Source organism: Thiocapsa sp. (genome assembly GCF_018399035.1).
Taxonomy (GTDB): Bacteria; Pseudomonadota; Gammaproteobacteria; order Chromatiales; family Chromatiaceae; genus Thiocapsa.
Window position 1 is genome coordinate 1,255,802 of record NZ_CP073760.1, and the last position, 17,605, is coordinate 1,273,406.

The 17,605-nt window shown below is 65.0% G+C and carries 23 protein-coding genes; 9 read left to right on the forward strand and 14 right to left on the reverse strand.

The features are described 5' to 3' along the window. The first annotated feature begins 141 nt into the window (after window positions 1-141). The 3 genes from KFB96_RS05720 to KFB96_RS05730 all read left to right on the forward strand — a co-directional run bounded on the left by KFB96_RS05720 (window position 142) and on the right by KFB96_RS05730 (window position 1,145). Window positions 142-450, forward strand: a complete 309-nt coding sequence (locus tag KFB96_RS05720) for a DUF6516 family protein (RefSeq protein WP_213455624.1) — start codon at window positions 142-144, stop codon at window positions 448-450. Continuing rightward, window positions 425-772, forward strand: coding sequence for a transcriptional regulator (locus KFB96_RS05725; protein WP_213455625.1), 348 nt, complete (start codon window positions 425-427; stop codon window positions 770-772). Before KFB96_RS05720 ends, KFB96_RS05725 begins: the two co-directional genes overlap by 26 nt. A gap of 67 nt (window positions 773-839) precedes the next feature. Next, entirely contained in the window at window positions 840-1,145 is a 306-nt protein-coding gene (locus tag KFB96_RS05730; RefSeq protein ID WP_213455627.1) for a hypothetical protein, read from the forward strand. On the opposite strand, the gene KFB96_RS05735 is transcribed toward KFB96_RS05730, so the two are convergent. Both KFB96_RS05735 and KFB96_RS05740 read right to left on the reverse strand, forming a co-directional pair. Then, a complete protein-coding gene (locus KFB96_RS05735; RefSeq protein WP_213455629.1) occupies window positions 1,106-3,466 on the reverse strand; it encodes an NADP-dependent malic enzyme in 2,361 nt (786 codons plus the stop codon). The two genes, KFB96_RS05730 and KFB96_RS05735, sit on opposite strands and share 40 nt — an antisense overlap. 261 nt (window positions 3,467-3,727) lie before the next feature. Then, window positions 3,728-4,162: a DUF29 domain-containing protein gene (locus KFB96_RS05740; protein WP_213455631.1), complete on the reverse strand. Its 435-nt coding sequence runs from the start codon at window positions 4,160-4,162 to the stop codon at window positions 3,728-3,730. A 529-nt stretch (window positions 4,163-4,691) separates the two neighbouring features. Here KFB96_RS05740 and KFB96_RS05745 point away from each other — a divergent pair. Further along, window positions 4,692-4,931 carry an RND transporter gene (locus KFB96_RS05745; RefSeq protein ID WP_213455633.1) on the forward strand — a complete coding sequence of 80 codons (240 nt, stop codon included), beginning with the start codon at window positions 4,692-4,694 and terminating at the stop codon, window positions 4,929-4,931. On the opposite strand, the gene KFB96_RS05750 is transcribed toward KFB96_RS05745, so the two are convergent. From KFB96_RS05750 to cmoA, 3 genes are all read right to left on the reverse strand, one after another. Next, a complete protein-coding gene (locus KFB96_RS05750) occupies window positions 4,876-5,400 on the reverse strand; it encodes a putative molybdenum carrier protein (RefSeq protein WP_300971328.1) in 525 nt (174 codons plus the stop codon). The two genes, KFB96_RS05745 and KFB96_RS05750, sit on opposite strands and share 56 nt — an antisense overlap. A gap of 114 nt (window positions 5,401-5,514) precedes the next feature. Beyond that, window positions 5,515-6,507, reverse strand: a complete 993-nt coding sequence (gene cmoB / locus KFB96_RS05755; RefSeq protein WP_213455637.1) for a tRNA 5-methoxyuridine(34)/uridine 5-oxyacetic acid(34) synthase CmoB — start codon at window positions 6,505-6,507, stop codon at window positions 5,515-5,517. After that, window positions 6,498-7,223 carry a carboxy-S-adenosyl-L-methionine synthase CmoA gene (gene cmoA, locus KFB96_RS05760; RefSeq protein WP_300971329.1) on the reverse strand — a complete coding sequence of 242 codons (726 nt, stop codon included), beginning with the start codon at window positions 7,221-7,223 and terminating at the stop codon, window positions 6,498-6,500. The genes cmoB and cmoA overlap by 10 nt, the downstream gene beginning before the upstream one ends. A gap of 327 nt (window positions 7,224-7,550) precedes the next feature. Here cmoA and ppk1 point away from each other — a divergent pair, with 327 nt between their 5' ends. Further along, the gene (gene ppk1 / locus KFB96_RS05765; RefSeq protein WP_213455659.1) at window positions 7,551-9,791 is read left to right on the forward strand and encodes a polyphosphate kinase 1; all 2,241 of its coding nucleotides are present in this window, start codon (window positions 7,551-7,553) and stop codon (window positions 9,789-9,791) included. A gap of 186 nt (window positions 9,792-9,977) precedes the next feature. Here the strand turns inward: ppk1 and KFB96_RS05770 are convergent, their stop codons facing one another. From KFB96_RS05770 to KFB96_RS26385, 7 genes are all read right to left on the reverse strand, one after another. After that, a complete protein-coding gene (locus KFB96_RS05770) occupies window positions 9,978-10,571 on the reverse strand; it encodes a hypothetical protein (protein ID WP_213455656.1) in 594 nt (197 codons plus the stop codon). Between the two features lie 107 nt (window positions 10,572-10,678). Beyond that, window positions 10,679-11,323 carry a DUF2076 domain-containing protein gene (locus KFB96_RS05775; RefSeq protein WP_213455658.1) on the reverse strand — a complete coding sequence of 215 codons (645 nt, stop codon included), beginning with the start codon at window positions 11,321-11,323 and terminating at the stop codon, window positions 10,679-10,681. A 147-nt stretch (window positions 11,324-11,470) separates the two neighbouring features. Beyond that, entirely contained in the window at window positions 11,471-11,992 is a 522-nt protein-coding gene (locus tag KFB96_RS05780; RefSeq protein WP_213465999.1) for a DnaJ family molecular chaperone, read from the reverse strand. Beyond that, window positions 11,982-13,190 (reverse strand): hypothetical protein, encoded by a 1,209-nt coding sequence (locus tag KFB96_RS05785; RefSeq protein ID WP_213465997.1) that lies wholly within the window; start codon window positions 13,188-13,190, stop codon window positions 11,982-11,984. Before KFB96_RS05785 ends, KFB96_RS05780 begins: the two co-directional genes overlap by 11 nt. A gap of 336 nt (window positions 13,191-13,526) precedes the next feature. After that, window positions 13,527-13,721: a hypothetical protein gene (locus KFB96_RS05790; protein WP_213465995.1), complete on the reverse strand. Its 195-nt coding sequence runs from the start codon at window positions 13,719-13,721 to the stop codon at window positions 13,527-13,529. A gap of 179 nt (window positions 13,722-13,900) precedes the next feature. After that, the gene (locus tag KFB96_RS26380; RefSeq protein ID WP_300971330.1) at window positions 13,901-14,197 is read right to left on the reverse strand and encodes a glycosyltransferase; all 297 of its coding nucleotides are present in this window, start codon (window positions 14,195-14,197) and stop codon (window positions 13,901-13,903) included. Between the two features lie 287 nt (window positions 14,198-14,484). Beyond that, window positions 14,485-14,802 (reverse strand): hypothetical protein, encoded by a 318-nt coding sequence (locus tag KFB96_RS26385; protein WP_300971331.1) that lies wholly within the window; start codon window positions 14,800-14,802, stop codon window positions 14,485-14,487. Window positions 14,803-14,936: 134 nt separating this feature from the next. Between KFB96_RS26385 and KFB96_RS05805 the strand changes: the two genes are divergently transcribed. From KFB96_RS05805 to KFB96_RS05820, 4 genes are read left to right on the forward strand one after another with little or no spacing between them, the layout of a single operon-like run. Beyond that, a complete protein-coding gene (locus KFB96_RS05805) occupies window positions 14,937-15,188 on the forward strand; it encodes a type II toxin-antitoxin system prevent-host-death family antitoxin (protein WP_213465993.1) in 252 nt (83 codons plus the stop codon). 7 nt (window positions 15,189-15,195) lie between these two features. Beyond that, window positions 15,196-15,687 (forward strand): type II toxin-antitoxin system RelE/ParE family toxin, encoded by a 492-nt coding sequence (locus KFB96_RS27410; RefSeq protein ID WP_213465991.1) that lies wholly within the window; start codon window positions 15,196-15,198, stop codon window positions 15,685-15,687. Between the two features lie 34 nt (window positions 15,688-15,721). Continuing rightward, complete coding sequence (locus tag KFB96_RS05815) at window positions 15,722-16,006, forward strand: type II toxin-antitoxin system Phd/YefM family antitoxin (protein WP_213465989.1); 285 nt, start codon at window positions 15,722-15,724, stop codon at window positions 16,004-16,006. Continuing rightward, a complete protein-coding gene (locus KFB96_RS05820; protein ID WP_213501793.1) occupies window positions 15,999-16,325 on the forward strand; it encodes a type II toxin-antitoxin system RelE/ParE family toxin in 327 nt (108 codons plus the stop codon). Before KFB96_RS05815 ends, KFB96_RS05820 begins: the two co-directional genes overlap by 8 nt. A 238-nt stretch (window positions 16,326-16,563) precedes the next feature. On the opposite strand, the gene KFB96_RS05825 is transcribed toward KFB96_RS05820, so the two are convergent. Both KFB96_RS05825 and KFB96_RS05830 read right to left on the reverse strand, forming a co-directional pair. Continuing rightward, window positions 16,564-16,932 carry a transcriptional regulator gene (locus tag KFB96_RS05825; protein WP_213466015.1) on the reverse strand — a complete coding sequence of 123 codons (369 nt, stop codon included), beginning with the start codon at window positions 16,930-16,932 and terminating at the stop codon, window positions 16,564-16,566. Further along, the gene (locus tag KFB96_RS05830; RefSeq protein ID WP_300971332.1) at window positions 16,914-17,237 is read right to left on the reverse strand and encodes a DUF6516 family protein; all 324 of its coding nucleotides are present in this window, start codon (window positions 17,235-17,237) and stop codon (window positions 16,914-16,916) included. The genes KFB96_RS05825 and KFB96_RS05830 overlap by 19 nt, the downstream gene beginning before the upstream one ends. Window positions 17,238-17,605 lie beyond the last annotated feature (368 nt).

Below are 17,605 nucleotides of genomic sequence, written 5' to 3' on the forward strand. Positions count from 1 at the left end.
CCCAACCGCTGGTGAGACGTCGAGGTGCTTCGGGTCGGTTAAGGCGCACGAGCAGGCTTCGCGCATCGGTCCCGTCGGGCGGTGCCGGGGGCAAAAGCTTTGCTCTATTGTCAACACGCCTAATGTTGCTACGATAGCAACATGACGGCGCAACTCCTGATTCACGAAAGACAGCCCCTCGCCGTCGGCCTGTTCAAGGAGGTCAAGGTGTGGCGCTTGCCGGAGCCGGTCGCGGGGTGCGCCCACCTGTACAAGTACCGACTGGCCCTGGTCGCAAACGATCGATGCGTGTTGCGCTACGGCAACGAGCGCGGGAAGGGGGACCACAAGCACATCGGCGACGCCGAAGCGCCGATGACGTTTACCGATCTTGCAACCCTGCTCGCGGACTTTCACCGTGATATCCGGCTTTGGAGGCGATCGCATGAACAGGCTGATGATTCGTGTTGAGGCAGAGGACGAATGGAGCCGACGGATCGTGCAGGCTGTTGAGCGCGGCAAGCCCCAGCCTCCGGGATATTCATTCACGACCGAGGAGGATCTGCTCGACACCCTCACCGCCAACCGTTTCGCCATCCTCAAGGCACTTACCGGCGCCGGTCCGCTCGGGGTGCGCGAGCTTGCACGCCGAGTGGGGCGCGACGTGCGCGCGGTGCATGCCGACGCCGGGCGGCTTGCGTCGATCGGCCTGATCGACAAGACCTCCGATGGCAAGCTGCATTTCCCGTACGACGAGGTGCGTATCGAGATGGCTTGGCACGCGGCGGCTTGAAGGGCGGCGCAAGAGTGTTCGAGGGCGTCCCGACCTAAACCGCGCCCGGTGCGGTATGCGTCATTGGTTGGAGTGGATCGGCCGCGCCAGCTCCGACGACTGTCGGAGCTGGCGCGGTTTAAACCGCGTCTCCAAAAAGGTCGGAAAAATCCTTGAGCCCTTCGCGAAGGGCCTGGAACGGCGCGAGCGGCGCAATCTGACCGGCCTCACCGGCACCCTGCTGGAGCGCGGCGGCGAGGTGCACGACGTGCTTTATCAGTTTGCCCGCGGCCTGAAGCCGTTCGTGCCAACTTGCGCCGACGGTGAGTTGTGCCTCGCACGGCTCGGCACAACCTACGGCGCTGCCGGTAGGTCATCGGTCGGCTTCGCTTGAGAGGAGTCCGACACATGCCGCGCGGCCGCCGCGCTCGCCACGGCCAGGGTGGTCATGTTCAGGGTGCGTCGCACGGTGGCGGCAGGGGTGAGGATGCAGGCCGTCGCGGCCGCCCCCATCAGGATCGGACCCACGGTGACACCGCCGCTGGTGGTGGTCTTGAGCACGGTGTACAGGATGTTGGCGGCATCGAGGTTCGGGCAGATCAGCAGGTTCGCCGAGCCGCCGAGGGTGGTCTCGGCCAGGTAACGGCTGCGGATGTCTTCCTCCAGCGCGGCGTCGCCGTGTAATTCGCCGTCGCATTCGATCTCGGGGTGGCTGGCGACGAAGAGGTCCCGCGCCAGACGCATCTTCTTGGCCGAAGCACGCTTGGACGAGCCGAAGCTCGAGTGCGACAGAAAGGCCACCTTCGGCGGCAGTCCGAAGCGCTGAATCTCCTGCACGGCCATCCAGGCAATCTCGGCCAGCTGTTCCGCGCCGGGGTCTTCGTTCACGTAGGTATCGGCAATGAAGAGCGGTCCGCCGCGCTCCGTCATCAGCGCGTTGAGTGCCGCGTAATTGCTCACGCCGGGCTGCAGGCCGATGATGCTGTGGATGCGCTCGAGATGGGTCTCGTAGCTGCCGGCCAGGCCGCAGATCATGGCGTCGGCGTGGCCCAGCGCGACCATCAGCGAGCCGATGATGGTGTTGGAGCGACGCACCGCCGCTGCGGCCACCTCGGGCGTGACGCCGTTGCGGCCCATGAGTCGGTGGTAATGATCGCGGTACTGGTCGATGCGCGGGTCCTGCTCGGGGTTGACGTTCTCGACATCTTCCCCGAGACGCATGCGCAGGCCGGCCTTCTCGATCCGGGCCTGGATCACGGCAGGACGTCCGATCAGGATGGGCCGAGCCAGACGATCGTCGAGCGCGATCTGGGCGGCCCGCAGGGCGCGTTCGTCCTCGCCGTCGGCAAAGGCCACACGCTTCCGCGTATCGGGCAAGGCCCTGGCGGCATTGATGACCGGGCGCATCAGGATGCCGGTCTGGGAGACGAAGAGCATCAGGCTCTCTCGGTAGGCCGGCATGTCGGTAATGGGCCGCGTGGCCACTCCCGAGTCGGCGGCGGCCCGGGCCACGGCGGGCGCAATGCGCAGGATCAGGCGCGTGTCGAAGGGCTTGGGGATAAGGTATTCGGGGCCGAAGACCAGGTCCTGCCCGGCGTATGCCGTCGCCACCTCGGCACTGCTCTCGCTCTTGGCCAGATCGGCGATCTCGCGAACACAGGCAAGCTTCATCTCCGCCGTGATCTTGGTGGCGCCGCAGTCGAGTGCGCCCCGAAAGATATAGGGGAAGCACAGGACATTATTGACCTGATTGGGGTAGTCCGAGCGGCCGGTGGCGATGATGCAATCGGGCCGCGCGAGCTTGGCCAGCTCCGGGCGGATCTCCGGCTCCGGGTTGGCCAGGGCCAGAATGATGGGCCGATCGGCCATGGTCTTCACCATCTCCACGGTCAGTACGCCGGGTGCGGAGCACCCCAGAAAGACATCGGCGCCGTCGACCACGTCGGCCAGGGTGCGCGCCTCCGTCTGCTGCGCATAGCGGGCCTTGGATTCGTCGTACCCGCCCGGACGGCCCTCGTAGATCACGCCCTTGGAATCGACCATGAAGACATGCTCGCGCCGGATGCCCAGACCGACCATCACGTCGACGCAGGCGATCGCCGCCGCACCGGCACCCGAGACGGCCATCTTCACGGTATCGAGGGTCTTGCCGACCAGTTCCAATGCGTTCAGCAGCGCGGCGCCGGAGATGATGGCCGTACCGTGCTGATCGTCATGGAACACCGGGATGTTCATACGCTTGCTGAGCTCGCGCTCGATGTAGAAGCATTCCGGGGCCTTGATGTCCTCCAAGTTGATGCCGCCCAGCGTCGGTTCGAGCGCAGCGATGATCTCCACCAGCTTGTCCGGATCCCGTTCGGCGAGCTCGATGTCGAACACATCGATGCCCGCGAATTTCTTGAACAGGCAACCCTTGCCCTCCATCACGGGTTTTGCAGCCAACGGCCCGATGTCGCCCAAGCCGAGCACGGCCGTGCCGTTGGTCACCACGCCCACCAGATTTCCGCGCGACGTATACTCCGCCGCGAGCGCCGGGTTCGCCTGGATGTCGAGACAGGGATAGGCCACGCCGGGCGAGTAGGCCAGCGAGAGATCGCGCTGGTTCGACAGCGGCTTGGAGGGCGTGACGGCGATCTTGCCGCGAGTGGGGCTACGGTGATATTCCCGAGCGGCGTCACGTAATGCCTGCTCGGCGGTGGACAGATTCGATGTCATTGGAGTGCAAACGTTCCGTGGTTGATGATTGACGCTCGGCAGACGATGTCGTCGGAGGCGGGTGTGCCCGGGGGATGCCTCGTTCACAAGATCGGCAGGTGGACAATCGTAGCGCAGTCCACCGGCGCGGGTGCAGGGTTCGGTGAACGTCGCTCTCGCTCGTCCACACTACCGTTACCTAAACCGCGCCGGCTCGAACGGTCGTCAAGTCTGCCGGGGCCGATCCCATCCAGAAACATCGCATCCCGCGCCGGGCGCGGTTTAAGCCGGCAAGAAATCATCCGCGAGGATCTGCTCGATCGTCCACGGGCAGTCGTCCGGGAAAGCACCCATTCCCGTTTCGTCGATCGCGAGCGTGACCGCATCGGCCCAGATCGCCCCCTGCCACTCGGCGTCGGCGAGTCTCGGCTTCAAGCTCGGCACCTGTTTGAGATGAAATGCCAGGGCCTTGCGTTGCTCCTTGATCGTTCGCCGCCAACTGTTGCTTTGACGCTCAGGCTGGTACTGCCATTTGATGAGATGCGCCATCAGCACGGCCATGCGGCTCGCCAACTCGCGTTGTTCGCTTTTGCCCACGTCTTCGATTTCCTCGGCGATGTGTTCCAGATCAAGCTGATCCAACCGACCCGCGCGGATCAGGCGCGCTTGCTCGTTCGCCCAGGCAACAACGTCTGCGTCATAGCTAATGGTCGTCATCGTGCTCTCCACTCGGAACCCTGTGGTCCAGTATATAACGAGGCATCCACCCGGCCTCGTACACACCATCCGCACCCGCCGGTATCGCACCGGATCGCGCCCGGCGATCAGGTTCGGGGCGGGACCTCTCCGAACTCATGGCCGGAAACCGGGGCGGGAGCTACTCGCCGATGCCGTGATCGCCTATCCTTGCGTGCTCGGTAGATGCCTCGGAGTGATGCACGGCATGGACAGAAACCGATTCGACATCCAATTCAGCGGAGACCTCGTTCCGGGGACCGACGTGCTCGCGGCTCGGCGGCAGATTCAGCGGGCGTCTTCGGCATGTTCTTGATACGGAACGACTCCAACGACGGATTCAGTGCACGAGCGACCGCCGGTTCGCGCGCGCTTCAGAAGTCGGTCTCGAATGAACTTGCGCTATTCTGCCCAGGAACCACCTGGGCCAACACCCCTGAACCGCCCTCGCCTTTTCCCTCTTGACTGCGCCGGGATCGGACCGACCCCGGGCACACACAGGACTGATTCGATGCTCAGCTGGACCGACCGCTTTCCGCTCTATCTCTTCATCATCGCCGCCTTGACCCTGGGTCTATCGCCCTTCGCCCCGGAGCCGCATCTTTGGGAAAAGCTCAAGATGCTGGCCGACGGGACCTTGGTGAAGCCGATCGACATCTTCGACCTGCTCCTGCATGCAACGCCTTGGGTCCTGCTCATCCTGAAACTGTGGCGTCTCCTGACGCGTCCGCGGGACGCGACCCCGCGCTGAGCGGAGACCAAACGCGAAAGACCGCCGCGAGGATCCGCTGCGCCTCCAGACCGATCCCGGCTGCACCGGATTCCCGAGGTCCGGCACAGTTGAGGATCCGGACGTGGTTCGCGACCAGCCAGTCGGCGATCGCCCGGACATCGATCGGCGCCGCGAGGTCGCGCGCCAGCAGGGGTTTGCCGAGTCGACGCGCCCGCTCCGCGGTCAGGCGCGTGCCGCCGCTCATGGGGCCGCGATGCAGGATCAGGGTCGCGTCGCTGTCGCGGACGTTCCACTCGGTGCGTTCCGCATAGTTAGTGCTCGGGGTCTCGCGCAGGGCATAGCGCTCCGGGATGGGACCGTCCTCGCCGCGACGCCCGCGCGGGCACCAACCGCCGATCGGCAGACCGAGTGCTATGGCGGCATCCAACGCCGCGCGATCGACCCCGGTTTGACCTCCCGAGACCACCCGGATGCCCGTCGCGGGCACCGGCAGATCACCCCTCGACGGACCTGCGTGCAGCCAAGAGCTCCGCGTCCCGTCGGGCGAAATAGAGATCTTCCTCGGCCTTCTCCTTGAGCTTGAGCTTATCGACGAATCCGGTCATGGGATAGACTCCGGTCGGTTCGCGATCAGGACGGCGCGCACGGGCGCCGGGTGTCCCTCGATGGTGCGGCTCGGATCCTTCGGATCCAGATGATCGGGCAGCGACCGGAAGCGCATCCAGTCGGTCGCGCGTTGTTCTTCCGGGCCGGTGCGGGTGACATCGACGACACGGATCCCGGTGAATCCGCAGCGACCCAGCCAGAGCGCGAGCGCAGCGACCGTCGGGATGAACCAGACATTGCGCATGGCGGCATAGCGTCCCGGCGGGACCAGCAGGCGCTCGCCCTCGCCTTCCAGCACCAGTGTTTCCAGGACCAGCTCGCCGCCGGGGCGCAGCAGTCGATGCAGGTCCATCAGGTGATCGATCGGCGAGCGTCGGTGATAAAGAACCCCCATCGAGAAGACCGTATCGAAGCCGGTGAGATCCCGGGGCAGGTCTTCGATGCCGAGCGGCAGCACCGCCAGATCGTCGCGTACCAGATAACGGTTGATCGCCGACCACTGGAGTACGAACAGGAGCGTCGGATCGATCCCGAGCACCAATTGGGCACCGGCCCCGAGCATGCGCCAGCCGTAATAGCCGTTGCCGCAACCCACGTCGAGCACCAGGCGATCGGCGAGCGGAGCGATGGCGCCGGCCACGCGTTCCCACTTGAGATCCGAGCGCCACTCGGTGTCGATGTGCACGCCCTGGATGCAGAAGGGGCCTTTGCGCCAGGGCTGCAGGACCATCAGCGCCTCGGTCAGAGACCGCGAGAGATCGGCGTCGAGCGGCCCGGCGCCTTCGATCCCGACACATGGGCCATCCAAACGAGCCCACCCGCTCGGCAGATCCGGCAGCCGCGCCAACGCCTGCTCCCACTTCGGCGCATCCCCGTGGGCCTGCGCGCCCAGCCTGAGCGCGGTGCCTTCGGCCAGCCTCTCGCGCCAGGCGCCCAAACCGGTCCGTGCGAGGCGATCGAGAAAGGGCTCGAAGGGCGTCAGGTCCATGCGATCCAGGCCACGAAGTTGAGATTCCGGAACCAGCGCAGATGGCCGGCGAAACCGGCAGCGCAGAGACGCCGCTCATGGGTCTCGACGGTTTCCGGGACGAGTACGCGCTCGAGTGCGGCACGCTTGCGGCTGATCGCCAGCTCGCTGTAGCCGTTCGCCCGCTTGAAGTCCTCGTGGAGGGTGCGCATCAGGCGCCCGCCCTGCGCATCCGGGATCTCGACCTTCTCGGCCAGCACCAGCATGCCGCCCGGGACCAGACCGGCGCGCAGACGGGCCATCAGTGCGTCCCGCCGCTCGGGCGGGATGAACTGAAGCGTCAGATTCAAGACGACCAAGCCGGCGCCGCCGACCTCGACCGCTTCGAGATCTGCGCGCAGCGGCACGAGTCGCTCGATCCCGGGGACATCGGCAAGCCGCGTCAACATGCCCTCGATCATGGCCTCAGAGGCATCGACGGCGATCACGGGCACATCCGCCGGGGTCTGCAGCAGCAGCTCGCGGGTGACCGCGCCCAAGGAGCATCCCAAGTCGTAACAGCACGTTCCCGGCCGCACCACGCGCCGGGCGATGAGTCCGGTGAGGCCCACGAGCTCGGCATAACCCGGAACCGAACGACGCACCATATCCGGGAAGACCCGGGCGACATCGGCATCGAACTCGAACGGCTTCACCGGCGCGCTCGGCCGGTCGAATAGGTCATCGGGCTCGTTCATCGTCACACTTCGCATCCTCGATCACAGTCCTAATGGGCTTGCAGCGGCACCCAATGCAAGGCAGAGTCACGTTATGAAACCGCCATCGCCGACCGGTGCGCGGTTATATACCGAGCGCACGTGGGTTTTTCGGTCAGCAGGGTGCGTCCCGCGCGCGTCGAGACAAGGCGCGCCGACGAGGCGTAGCGGCCCCTACGGCGAGGAGGCGCAATGCCGGCCCGACGTGCGCGGGGCGTGCAATGCGGCGGAAAACCCACGTGCGCTCGGTATAGAATACTTGCCCCGCCCACACCACTGCCGACCTGCCGTCCAAGGGAACGCAACATGATGAACAAGAACGAGATCCAACAAGCCATCGACGAGGATTCCGATTTCGTACAGGACGTCGACCCGGGCCCGGGCACCGCCCCGAGCATCCCGGACGAGATCGATTTAGGCGACCCCTCACTCTATCTGAATCGCGAGCTCACTTGGCTGGCGTTCAACCGTCGCGTCCTCAACGAGGCGGACGACAGCCGCACACCGTTGCTCGAGCGGGTGAAGTTCCTGGCGATCGTCAGCAACAACCTCGATGAATTCTTCATGAAACGCATCGGCGGGCTCAAGCAGCAGATCGCCGCCGGCGTGCATACCCCGAGCGTGGACGGCCGCACCCCCGCGCAGCAGCTCAAGGAATGCCAGGCCGCGGTCCGCGAGTTTCAGACCGAGATGCAGCGGATCTACTCGATTCTCATGTCCGAGCTCGCACAGCACGACATCCGCATCGTCCTGCATGACGATCTGCCGCCCGATGCACGCGAGCGGCTGCGCGACTATTTCCGCGCCAACATCTTTCCGATGCTCACCCCGTTGGCGATGGATCCGGCGCATCCCTTCCCCTTCATCTCCAATCTGACGCTGAACCTGCTGGTCACCCTGCGTTTCCCGGGCGGCAGCGAGGTCTACATGGCCCGTGTGAAGGTGCCGGTGAGCAAGGACGTGTCGCGGCGTCTGATCGCCATCGACGGCACCACCACCTTCGTCACCCTCGAAGACCTGATGGTGAAGAACCTCGACATGCTCTTCCCGGGCATGGAGATCGACTCCTGCGCCCTCTTCCGGATCACCCGCAACGCCATCGTCGAGCCGGACGCCGAGGCGGCGAACGATCTGCTCGAGATGATCGAAACCGAGCTGCGCGAGCGCCACTTCGCACCCATCGTACGTCTGGAGGTGCAGCCCGGCATGGAACGGATCCATCGCGGCATGCTCGCCGCCGAGCTGGGTCTGAACGAGGACGAGGACGTCTTCGAGGTCGAGGGCATGATGGGCCTGCGCGACCTCTTCGAGGTCGCCGGGATCGAGAAGCCCGAGCTGCACGACAAGACCCACCGCGCGGTCGACCATCCGCTCCTGGCCAACGATCGACGCAACATCTTCCACATCATCCGCGAGAACGGGCCGCTCCTGCTCCAGCACCCGTATCAGGCCTTCAGCACCTCGGTCGAGCGCTTTCTGCGCACCGCCGCCGAAGACCCCAAGGTGCTCGCCATCAAGATGACGTTGTATCGCACCTCGGCCGGACCGATCCTCGATTCACTCATGCAGGCCGCGCGCAACGGCAAACAGGTCGCGGTGCTGGTCGAGCTCAAGGCGCGCTTCGACGAGGCCGCCAACATCGTCTGGGCACGGCGCCTGGAGGCCGAAGGCATCCACGTCAACTACGGCGTCATGGGCCTCAAAACCCATAGCAAGCTCATCTTCGTCGTGCGGCGCGACTACTCGCAACTGCGCCGTTACTACCACATCGGCACCGGCAACTATCACTCGGGTACGGCCAAGCTCTATACGGATCTGGGCATGCTCGGCTGCGACGAGGATATCGGCCAGGACCTCACCGAGCTTTTTAACTATCTCACCGGCTATTCACCGCCCCCGAGCTATCGCAAGATCCTCGCCGCGCCCTATACGCTCAAGCGCGGGATCATCGAGAAGATCAACCGCGAGATCGAACATCACAAGCGCCACGGCGACGGGCTCATCCAGATGAAGATGAATGCGCTCGAAGACGCGGAGATCACGCGCGCACTCTACAAGGCCAGCCGCGCCGGCGTGAAGGTCGACCTCATCATCCGCGACACCTGCCGCTACCGACCCGGACTGCCCGGGATCAGCGAGACCGGGCGCGTCGTCAGCATCGTCGGGCGCTTCCTCGAGCACGCACGCATCATGTACTTCCGGAACGGGGGCGCGGAAGAGTACTACATCGGCTCGGCCGACATGATGGGCCGTAACCTCGACAGCCGCGTCGAGGTCCACGCGCCGGTCGAGAACCCGGAGCTGCGCCAAGAGCTGCGACTCATCCTGGACGTGCAGTTCGCCGACACCCGTTCCGCTTGGGACATGGATTCGGACGGCAACTACACCCAGCGCATCCCGGAAGACGAAAACGCCAAGGGTGCCCAGGAGACCCTGATCGGTGTCGCCGAGAAGCGTCTCGCCGCAGCGGCCAAGCACAAGGAGAAGAAGGTGCGCTCCAAACTGCTGAGCCATTTCCAATGGCGGTTGCGGGAGAAGAATCTCAAATAAACCGCGCCCGATGCGGTATGCGTCGTGTGTTGGATGGGCTTGGCCGCGCCAGCTTCGACAGTCGCTGGAGCTGGCGCGGTTTAAAGTATTAAAAAGATTAAATTTTAAACCGCGTCTCACCGAGATCGAGGATATCCCCAAAGCCAAACGCAAAGTGAAAACGACGCATGTCGCACTGGGCGCGGTTTAGCAGAGTGCGCTCGGAGTGGCCGCGCCGCGTCCGATCCAACCGCAGTCGCTCAGAGGCGTTTCGGCGTCGAACGATGGCCTTCCAAGTGTGCCAAGCGGGCCTCCAGTGCCTCCATCGGAATAGAGTGCGCGCAGACAGTCCGCGTCACCGCAGGAGGCGCGCTCGTTTCTGAGCCAGGCTTTCTGCATCCGCTCGGGCGACAGGCCGAGCGCCTGCAACTCGGTATAAAGGATGCCCATTCTCGCATCCCGGGCACGGATATCGGGGTTGGCGCAGATCAAGCGCTCCACCGCGGTTCTGGCCTTGGCGCAGTCCCAGACGGCAACGGGATCCCCCGGAGCGGACCTGACCCGCGCGCGTGCCGGCGTTTCCGCTTGCGTGAGCTGACCTTCGTCGACGCAACCGTCCTTGTAGGCGTAAAGATTGGCGCCATCGTTGCGGGCGCACCAGGCGTCGCCCGCCGGATAGCGACACGGACTGGATGCGGCGTCGATATCCAGACAGGCCGCATCCGCGAAGGTACCGAACAGGACAAAGGCGAGCGCGGTTGCGAGCTGTCCGAAACGTCGAATCGTCATACGATCATTCACCCGCGCTCGGAGCAGAGACCAGCATCGCCCCGCGGAGCAAGCACTGCGCCGACTTGTGCTGCCGAACAGGCCCTGTTCGGCAGCACAGGCGCTGCGCCCGGCGCGAATCAGAACTCCTCGAAGGACTCGAAGTCGCCGCCGTCATCCGCGAAGCCTTCCTCGGACTCGAAAGGCGCCTCCTCGGGCTGCGCCGGTGTCTCCGACGCCTCGGCCTCATTACCGCCGAACATGCCGGTCAGGGCATTGGCCATCATGATGCCGCCCGCGACGCCGGCGGCGGTTGTCAGGGCCGATGCCATGAAACCGCCCCCGGCGGGCTGGGTCGGCTGCGACCATCCTCGGCTCGGAGCTGCGGTGGCCGTTGATTTCCCGAACCCCATGCCCGGAGCGGTGCCCGGAGCCGTCCCCGGCGTGCTCCCCGGAGTCATGGCCGGCGTGCGCTCGGCCGCGGGCCGCGCGGCGTTCGCACCCGAAACCGCCCCGCCCCCGAAGAGGCCGCCGAGGAAGCCACCACCCGCTGCAGGACGCTCGGCAAGCTGCTTCTCCAACTCCTGAATCCGTTGGTTCTGCGCCTGCACCGTCTGCTCTTGAACCAAGATGACCTGAGACATGTAGTAGGGAGCGGCCGGCTGGCGGCTCACGGCAGCGGCGATCTCCTGCTCCGCACCTGAGTCGCGGGGGCCTGCCTGTTGCTCGGCCTGCTTCAGCTTGGCGAAGAGGTCGCCGATCATGCTCTGCTCGTTGTGATCCACTGAAAATTCTCCTTCCGGTCAAAAGGGTTGGGCTTGAAAAGGGGTGAACGGACGCAGCATAGAGTCCCCGTCGGTTCCGAAGGTTCCTCGAGTCCGCTGCCGTGCGCGATGCATTGGGCCGCACGGGGCGCCCGACTGTCAATCGACTCAGCCGAACCGCGGGGCACCGAGTCCCATTATGTGGATCCCGTGACTGCACTGGATCGTGACCGGTCCGTCGGTCGCCGGACGGCGGGTGACCGGTTCGCCCCGGCCGCGCTCGAAGGCGGCATAGGCGATGTTGATCTGCTCGGTGCGCTCGTTGTGTAGGAGGACCCGCGCGGGATGACGATCCGGGTGGTAGGCATGGATCAGGCATCGGTAGCGCTGCTTCGCGGCCGCGACGTCGGTCGTGTCGCGCAGGCCGAGGATGTGCTCGGGAGAGCCGTTCGGCCCGGCGAAGAGAAGACGATCCAGGATGTCGTAGGCAAGGCCCGCGGCGTCCAAACGCGTCAGACCCGCGCGTGCGATCGCCTCGTCGAGGACAGCGACGTTCGGATTGTCCGGGTTGCCCAGCCAGATGAGGAGCGCATCGAGTTGCTGCTCGAGCGTGGCGGTGGCCATACCGGACTCCAGGGTCCGCGCCAGCTGTCGTGGCCAGTCGTCGATCATCCGCTGATCACTGGCCAAGGGGCAGGAATTCGAGCGTATCCAGCCGAAGAGTCCCGCTCAAGAGTCGGTCCAGGGCGGTGGTCGCGGCCCTGCGAACCCGCATGCCGACAAGCAGACCGTCCTCCGGAACCTGGATCTCGAGCTCGAAGGGTTCGCGGGTCCAGCTTCCCCAGCGCGGCGGGGTCTGCACCCGGACCCCCGGGCTTGTCGCGATGGTGTAAAGCTCCACGAAGACCCCCGAGCGCGTCGTGATGCCGTCGCCCGACCAGTAGCCGTGGAGACGGTAGGATGTGCCCGGCCGCACGCGCATGATTTGGCTGGGTTGGCCGAGAGCCACATTTGCGGTCCCGAGGAAATCGATGCGCAGACTCTGGTGTGTTGCATCGCCGTTCGGCCCTTCAACGCCGATCCTGAAACCGTCTCCGGTGGCGTGATAGCGCCAGCCGGGCGTGGCCCAACCGGGCCTGAAGTCGGGACCGAGCGGGACAAGCGGCTCCTCGAAGCGGCCGTTGACGAGCCCCGGCGGTTCACCGAGCGCCTGCTCCCAAACCGCATCGGCCTCCGCATGACGTCCTTGAGCCGCGAGCATTTGAAGATAGGGAAACAAGAGATCCTCCAGGGCGCGGCTCTTGTCGTCGAGCCGAGCCCAGAGGGCCTGTGCCAACGCCGGATCGCCGGCACGGCGGGCGAGGTCGAGGAGACCACGCTGATACACCAAGGCATCGTTCGGCCCGCTCGACCAAACCTGCGCCGCAGCATCGACCAGGGCCTCGGGCGCCGGCTCGAGACGGCGTGCAAGACCCAAGGTCCGAAGCCCATCCTGTGGCGCGATCGCCCAGTAGTGCATGAGTGCGGCAAAGGCCGCATCGGGCGGTCCCAAGGCGACCTGCATCCAGGCTGCGCGCTGCTGCAGGGTCGCGCGCTCGGGCCACAATGCGCGAGCAACGCGGATGCTCCGTGCGGCACCCTCCCGATCACCCGATGACGCGAGCAGCTCGCCCAGGTCCAGCCAGGTCGGGGCGTAGAGGGGGCGTTCGCGCAGACTGATCTCCAGCAGATTGCGAGGCTCGGACGCGTCGCCGGACAGGGGCAAGAGACGGCGCGCCCATTGGCGTGCGGCCTCGCCGCCGCTCCAGGGCAGACGCGGCGGGATCGGCAGGCGCCGGCCAAAGCCCCAGGACCGTTTCGAATCGACCCACATGGGCAACGACGCCATAGAGGGCCTCGGCGAAGACCAGCGCGACCAGAATCCCGACCAAGACCGCCAGCTGCCGCCGCGGCAGCTCCGCCACCAAGGCGGCCGCCGCCCAATAGGTCGTAAAGATCCCCCAGTATCCGAGTGTGGCGGCAACGTTGGGTGAAAGACGGGTGATCGGCAGCTCGGGGTACTGCGCAAGCAGATCCAGCGGATAGTCACCGATCCAATCGAAGAGCGCCCGCGGCAAAGGCAGAAGCTGCAACCCGATCCACCCCGAGACCGCCAGCCAGACCCACAACCAACCGCGATCCCGCGCATCCGCCCCCGTCCCGCGAGCGAGGCGCCAGGACCAAGTCAAAAAGAACAGCCCCGCAATCGTCGCCCGGCCAAGGCACGCGGCCCCGGGTGCACGCCGCCCATCATGACCATCAAGACCGCCGCGACCGCGCCGATCACCCAGACCTGCAACCAGGCCAAGGCATTCGGGACAGCGGTCGAGTCGATTGGAACCGCGGTTGCAACGGACATCGCGTCGCGTCGTCTCGTCATCGAATTCTTCGCAAGAAACCCAGTCTCTTCAGGGCGGGGCGTTGACGGGGATGAGCTTCCCCATCAAATCATCCGGTGAGCCTCCAAGCTTACCATCCGAATCCTTCCCGACCATACGCCGAACCTTGCACCGCCATCGTCGATCCGGCAACACCGTCGACCAGACTAAGCGGATGAGCTCAGCCGCCGTTCTCGGCCCAAAGCCCGACCCTCCTCCCCATCATCCCCGCCGAAAAAACTGCGGCACCTTCGACAGATTCTTCCACGCCAGCGCCACCGGCCTGCCGACCCGGTTCGCTCACCAGCACCGCAAGCCGGGCGCGATGGGGCTGCAGCGCATCCAGCGTCCCGTCCCGGCTCCCGCCGTCGATCAGGATATGCTCCAGGTCCGGATAGGACTGCCCGGCCACCGAGGCCAAGCAGTCGCCGACCGTCTCGACGCAGTTCCAGGTGGCCGTGATGACCGAAATCTTCATAAGCGCAGACCAAACACCGAAGCCAACAACAAAAAAACCGAGCCTAAGCCCGGTTCAGTGACCTCACGCCCCGCGCCGGCGACGAGAGCGCCGGCAACCGGGTCAGACGAGCTCACTCCCACGCGGAGAGACTGCCGATGCGCTCCCACCCATCCACATCGCGTTCTCAAGACCGGGTAGGGGCGACTCAAGACCGGGTAGCGGCGACTTCAGTCGCCCAGAGGTAGCGGCGACTTCAGTCGCCCATGGGTAGGGGCGACTTCAGTCGCCCATGGGTAGCGGCGACTTCAGTCGCCCATGGGGGCGACTTCAGTCGCCCGGAAACCAAGCCGCAGGAGCGAGAGGGCGACTGAAGTCGCCCCTACACTTGTCCCGCAACCGCGCCCCGTTGGCGCGCCCGGCACGGCGGGGCGTCGGCGCCGACATCGGATCTGGGCCATGACGACCAGGGCAAACGGGTTGTTGCTGGCCTCCAGCGCGGGCCAGGCTTCGGGGGTGTCCCAGTCGATGAGCTTGACCATCGGGAAGCGGAAGTTGATGGAACAGCCCCAGAGGTCGTCGGAGTAGTGCTCGGGGCGGAAGCGCGGATCGGTGTCGGCGAGCACGGCGAGGCTGGCGACGGGAACGCCGTGGGCGTCGCGGATCTTGTGGTTGCCTGCAATTTCGCCTGTCTCGTTGCGCTAAAATCTCATCAGACCTAAAATTAGAGCCTATCTTGTAGCTTATTCAGGAGCCGACGATGGACACGATCTACGCCGACCAAACCATCAGCATGTCCGAGTTCAAGAAGAATCCGGCACAAGTGCTGCGCACGGCAGGCGATAAGCCCGTGGCGGTGCTCAGCCACAACCGCCCCGCCTTCTACATGGTGACACCCAAGTTGTTCCAGTTGCTCGTCGAGGAACTGGCCGACCACGACTTGGTGGAGATTGCCCGGGAGCGCTTGACGCGCAGGCACACGGCCATTGATGTCGAGATCGACCAGATCTGAAGCCGTTGTGACTTACCGACTTCAGTTCTTACCAGAGGCGCTCGAGGAGTGGCAAACGCTTGATGGAAGCGTCAAGACCTTGCTGCGCAAGGCCCTCAAAAAACGGCTGGAGCAACCACGTGTGCCAGGTTCAGAACTTCACGCAGAGCTACGCGACTGTTACAAGATCAAACTGCGCAAGATCGGTTACCGGCTCATCTACGCCGTTGAGGATGATGTGCTGGTCGTGCTGGTACTCTCGGTCGGCAAGCGAGAGGAGATGGCGGCCTACCTGCAAGCCATTGATCGGCTTCTGACCAAGAACAGAACTGATCGCTCCTCGTCGTGTCGGCTCCCCTCGTTCCCCTGCGCCACCTCGGCAGGCATCGCTCAGGCACGAGAAGCAGAGCTTCACGGACCGGGTTCCCGAGCAGAGCTTGGGAACCAGTACAAACTATCCCCGTATCCCGCCGTATCAGCAAACAAACTTGACTCGACGGGCGCGCCCGGCCAAGCTTGACAAACCGAATCCAGTCCGAAAATGGTCCGTTTCGATGCGTGAATCCATCCTCAGCCTGAGTGACTTCAAGGCCGACGCGAGCCGGCTGCTCGATCAGATCCGCGACGAGCCGACCCGGATCGTCCTGACCCAAAACGGCCGCGCACGAGCGGTCGTCGAAGACTACGCAGCGTATCAGCGTCGTGAGCAAGCGCTTGTGATGCTCAGGCTCATGGCGCAAGGGGAGGCAGATGCACGCGCGGGAAGGCTGACCGATCAAGAGAACGTTTTCGCGACGCTGCGCGAGCGATTGCAGGGCACGTCGTCGTCCGATGCATGAGCGTCGAGTCCGCTGGACCGAGGCCGCCCGTGTTGACCTGGAGCTCATTGTCGATTTCATCGCCGAGGATTCCGTTGAAAACGCCGTCGGGGTGCTCGACCGCCTAGAGGAGCGGGCCCGGGCGCTTCGCCTTGCCGCCGAGCGTGGTCGCGGCGTGCCGGAGCTGCAAGTCGTGGATGTCCTCCAGTACCGCGAACTCATCGAGCGGCCCTGGCGGATCATCTATCGGATCGAGCCGGACCAGGTCGTCGTGCTGGCGGTGCTCGACGGCCGACGCGACCTGGGCTCGCTACTTTTGGAGCGGCTGGTCCGTGACTAGCAAACGCTCCGAGCTAACTCGCTCCCACGCTCCGCGTGGGAGTGTAGCCCCGACGCTCCGCGTCGGACCTCGCAGGCAGGGCAACCGGACCCGATCGAGACGCCCACGCACCCATCGGGCATCGAACGCGGAGCGTCCACAAGACACTCCCACGCAGAGCGTGGGAGCGAGTCAGGCTTCGGGGGTGTCCCAGTCGATGAGCTTGACCGGTGAGGAGACCGAGGATGGCTGTCGTGTCTCAGGCGGCTTGCTCGGTCTTCTCCGTCAGGTGCAGATCGACATGGATCTCGTTGAACGGGCAGCAGACACCACCACTGGTCGTGCGCTCCAAGAGTCCCAGGTTCACCAGCGCGTCCACATCCTCGGACACCCGCTTGACGTCGCGACCGGCGCGCCGAGCGGTCTCGCGCAAGCCGAGCTCGCCGGCCCCGATGAGCAACTGCAACAATGCCCACCGACGCTCCGTCAGTTGGCTGAAAAAGGCCGCCGGGCTCTCGAAATTGAGCGTTTCGCCTCGGTAGCCGGACGCACTGAAGGCGCCTGCCCGGGCGCGTAGCAGATCCTTCCAGTGCGGGGACATTGTGATCGTCAGTCTGCGTTGCGGCATCGTTGGACCTCCTCGATGAAGTCTTCGATCAGTTGCTCGGGGCCGCTGAACCGGTATGGGTGTTCCTTGCCGCCGATGCGGCAGTGGTCACCTTTGCCACGCTCGTTGTCGAAACCAACCAGCCGTCGTCCATTGCGCACATAGACCAGACGGTTTTTGTAACAATGTCCGGACGGTGGTACTGGCTCCGGGAGTCGCCAGACCACCAGCTCAATGATGTCATCCTCCAGGGTGACGTCCTTGAGGCGTGTGATCAGTTCAGCAGACATGCCGGAGAATGCGCCTATCAGGTCGAGCGTTGTCAATCATGCCAACGCTGGCTGGCTCGGGGTGGATGCGCAGCTGTTGCAAGCTACAGGGATCTATGCACTCGGTATGCTCTGGCCGGGGCTTTGTCTTTCCTGCCCGGCGGGCTCGGCGGGGCGTCGGCGCCGACATCACTTCAGTCGCCCATGGGTAGGGGCGACTTCAGTCGCCCGGAAACCAAGCCGCAGGAGCGAGGGGCGACTAAAGTCGCCCCTACCCCCGACCCGCCCCGGCACCCTGGATGGTGCACCATCTCCCCATCCAACCACATCGCGTTCTCGGGACCGTGCGCGATGACCGTGGTACGTCCCCGGTTTCTCCGGTTTCTCCCGATGACCGTGCTACGTCCCCGGTTTCTCCCGGGCTG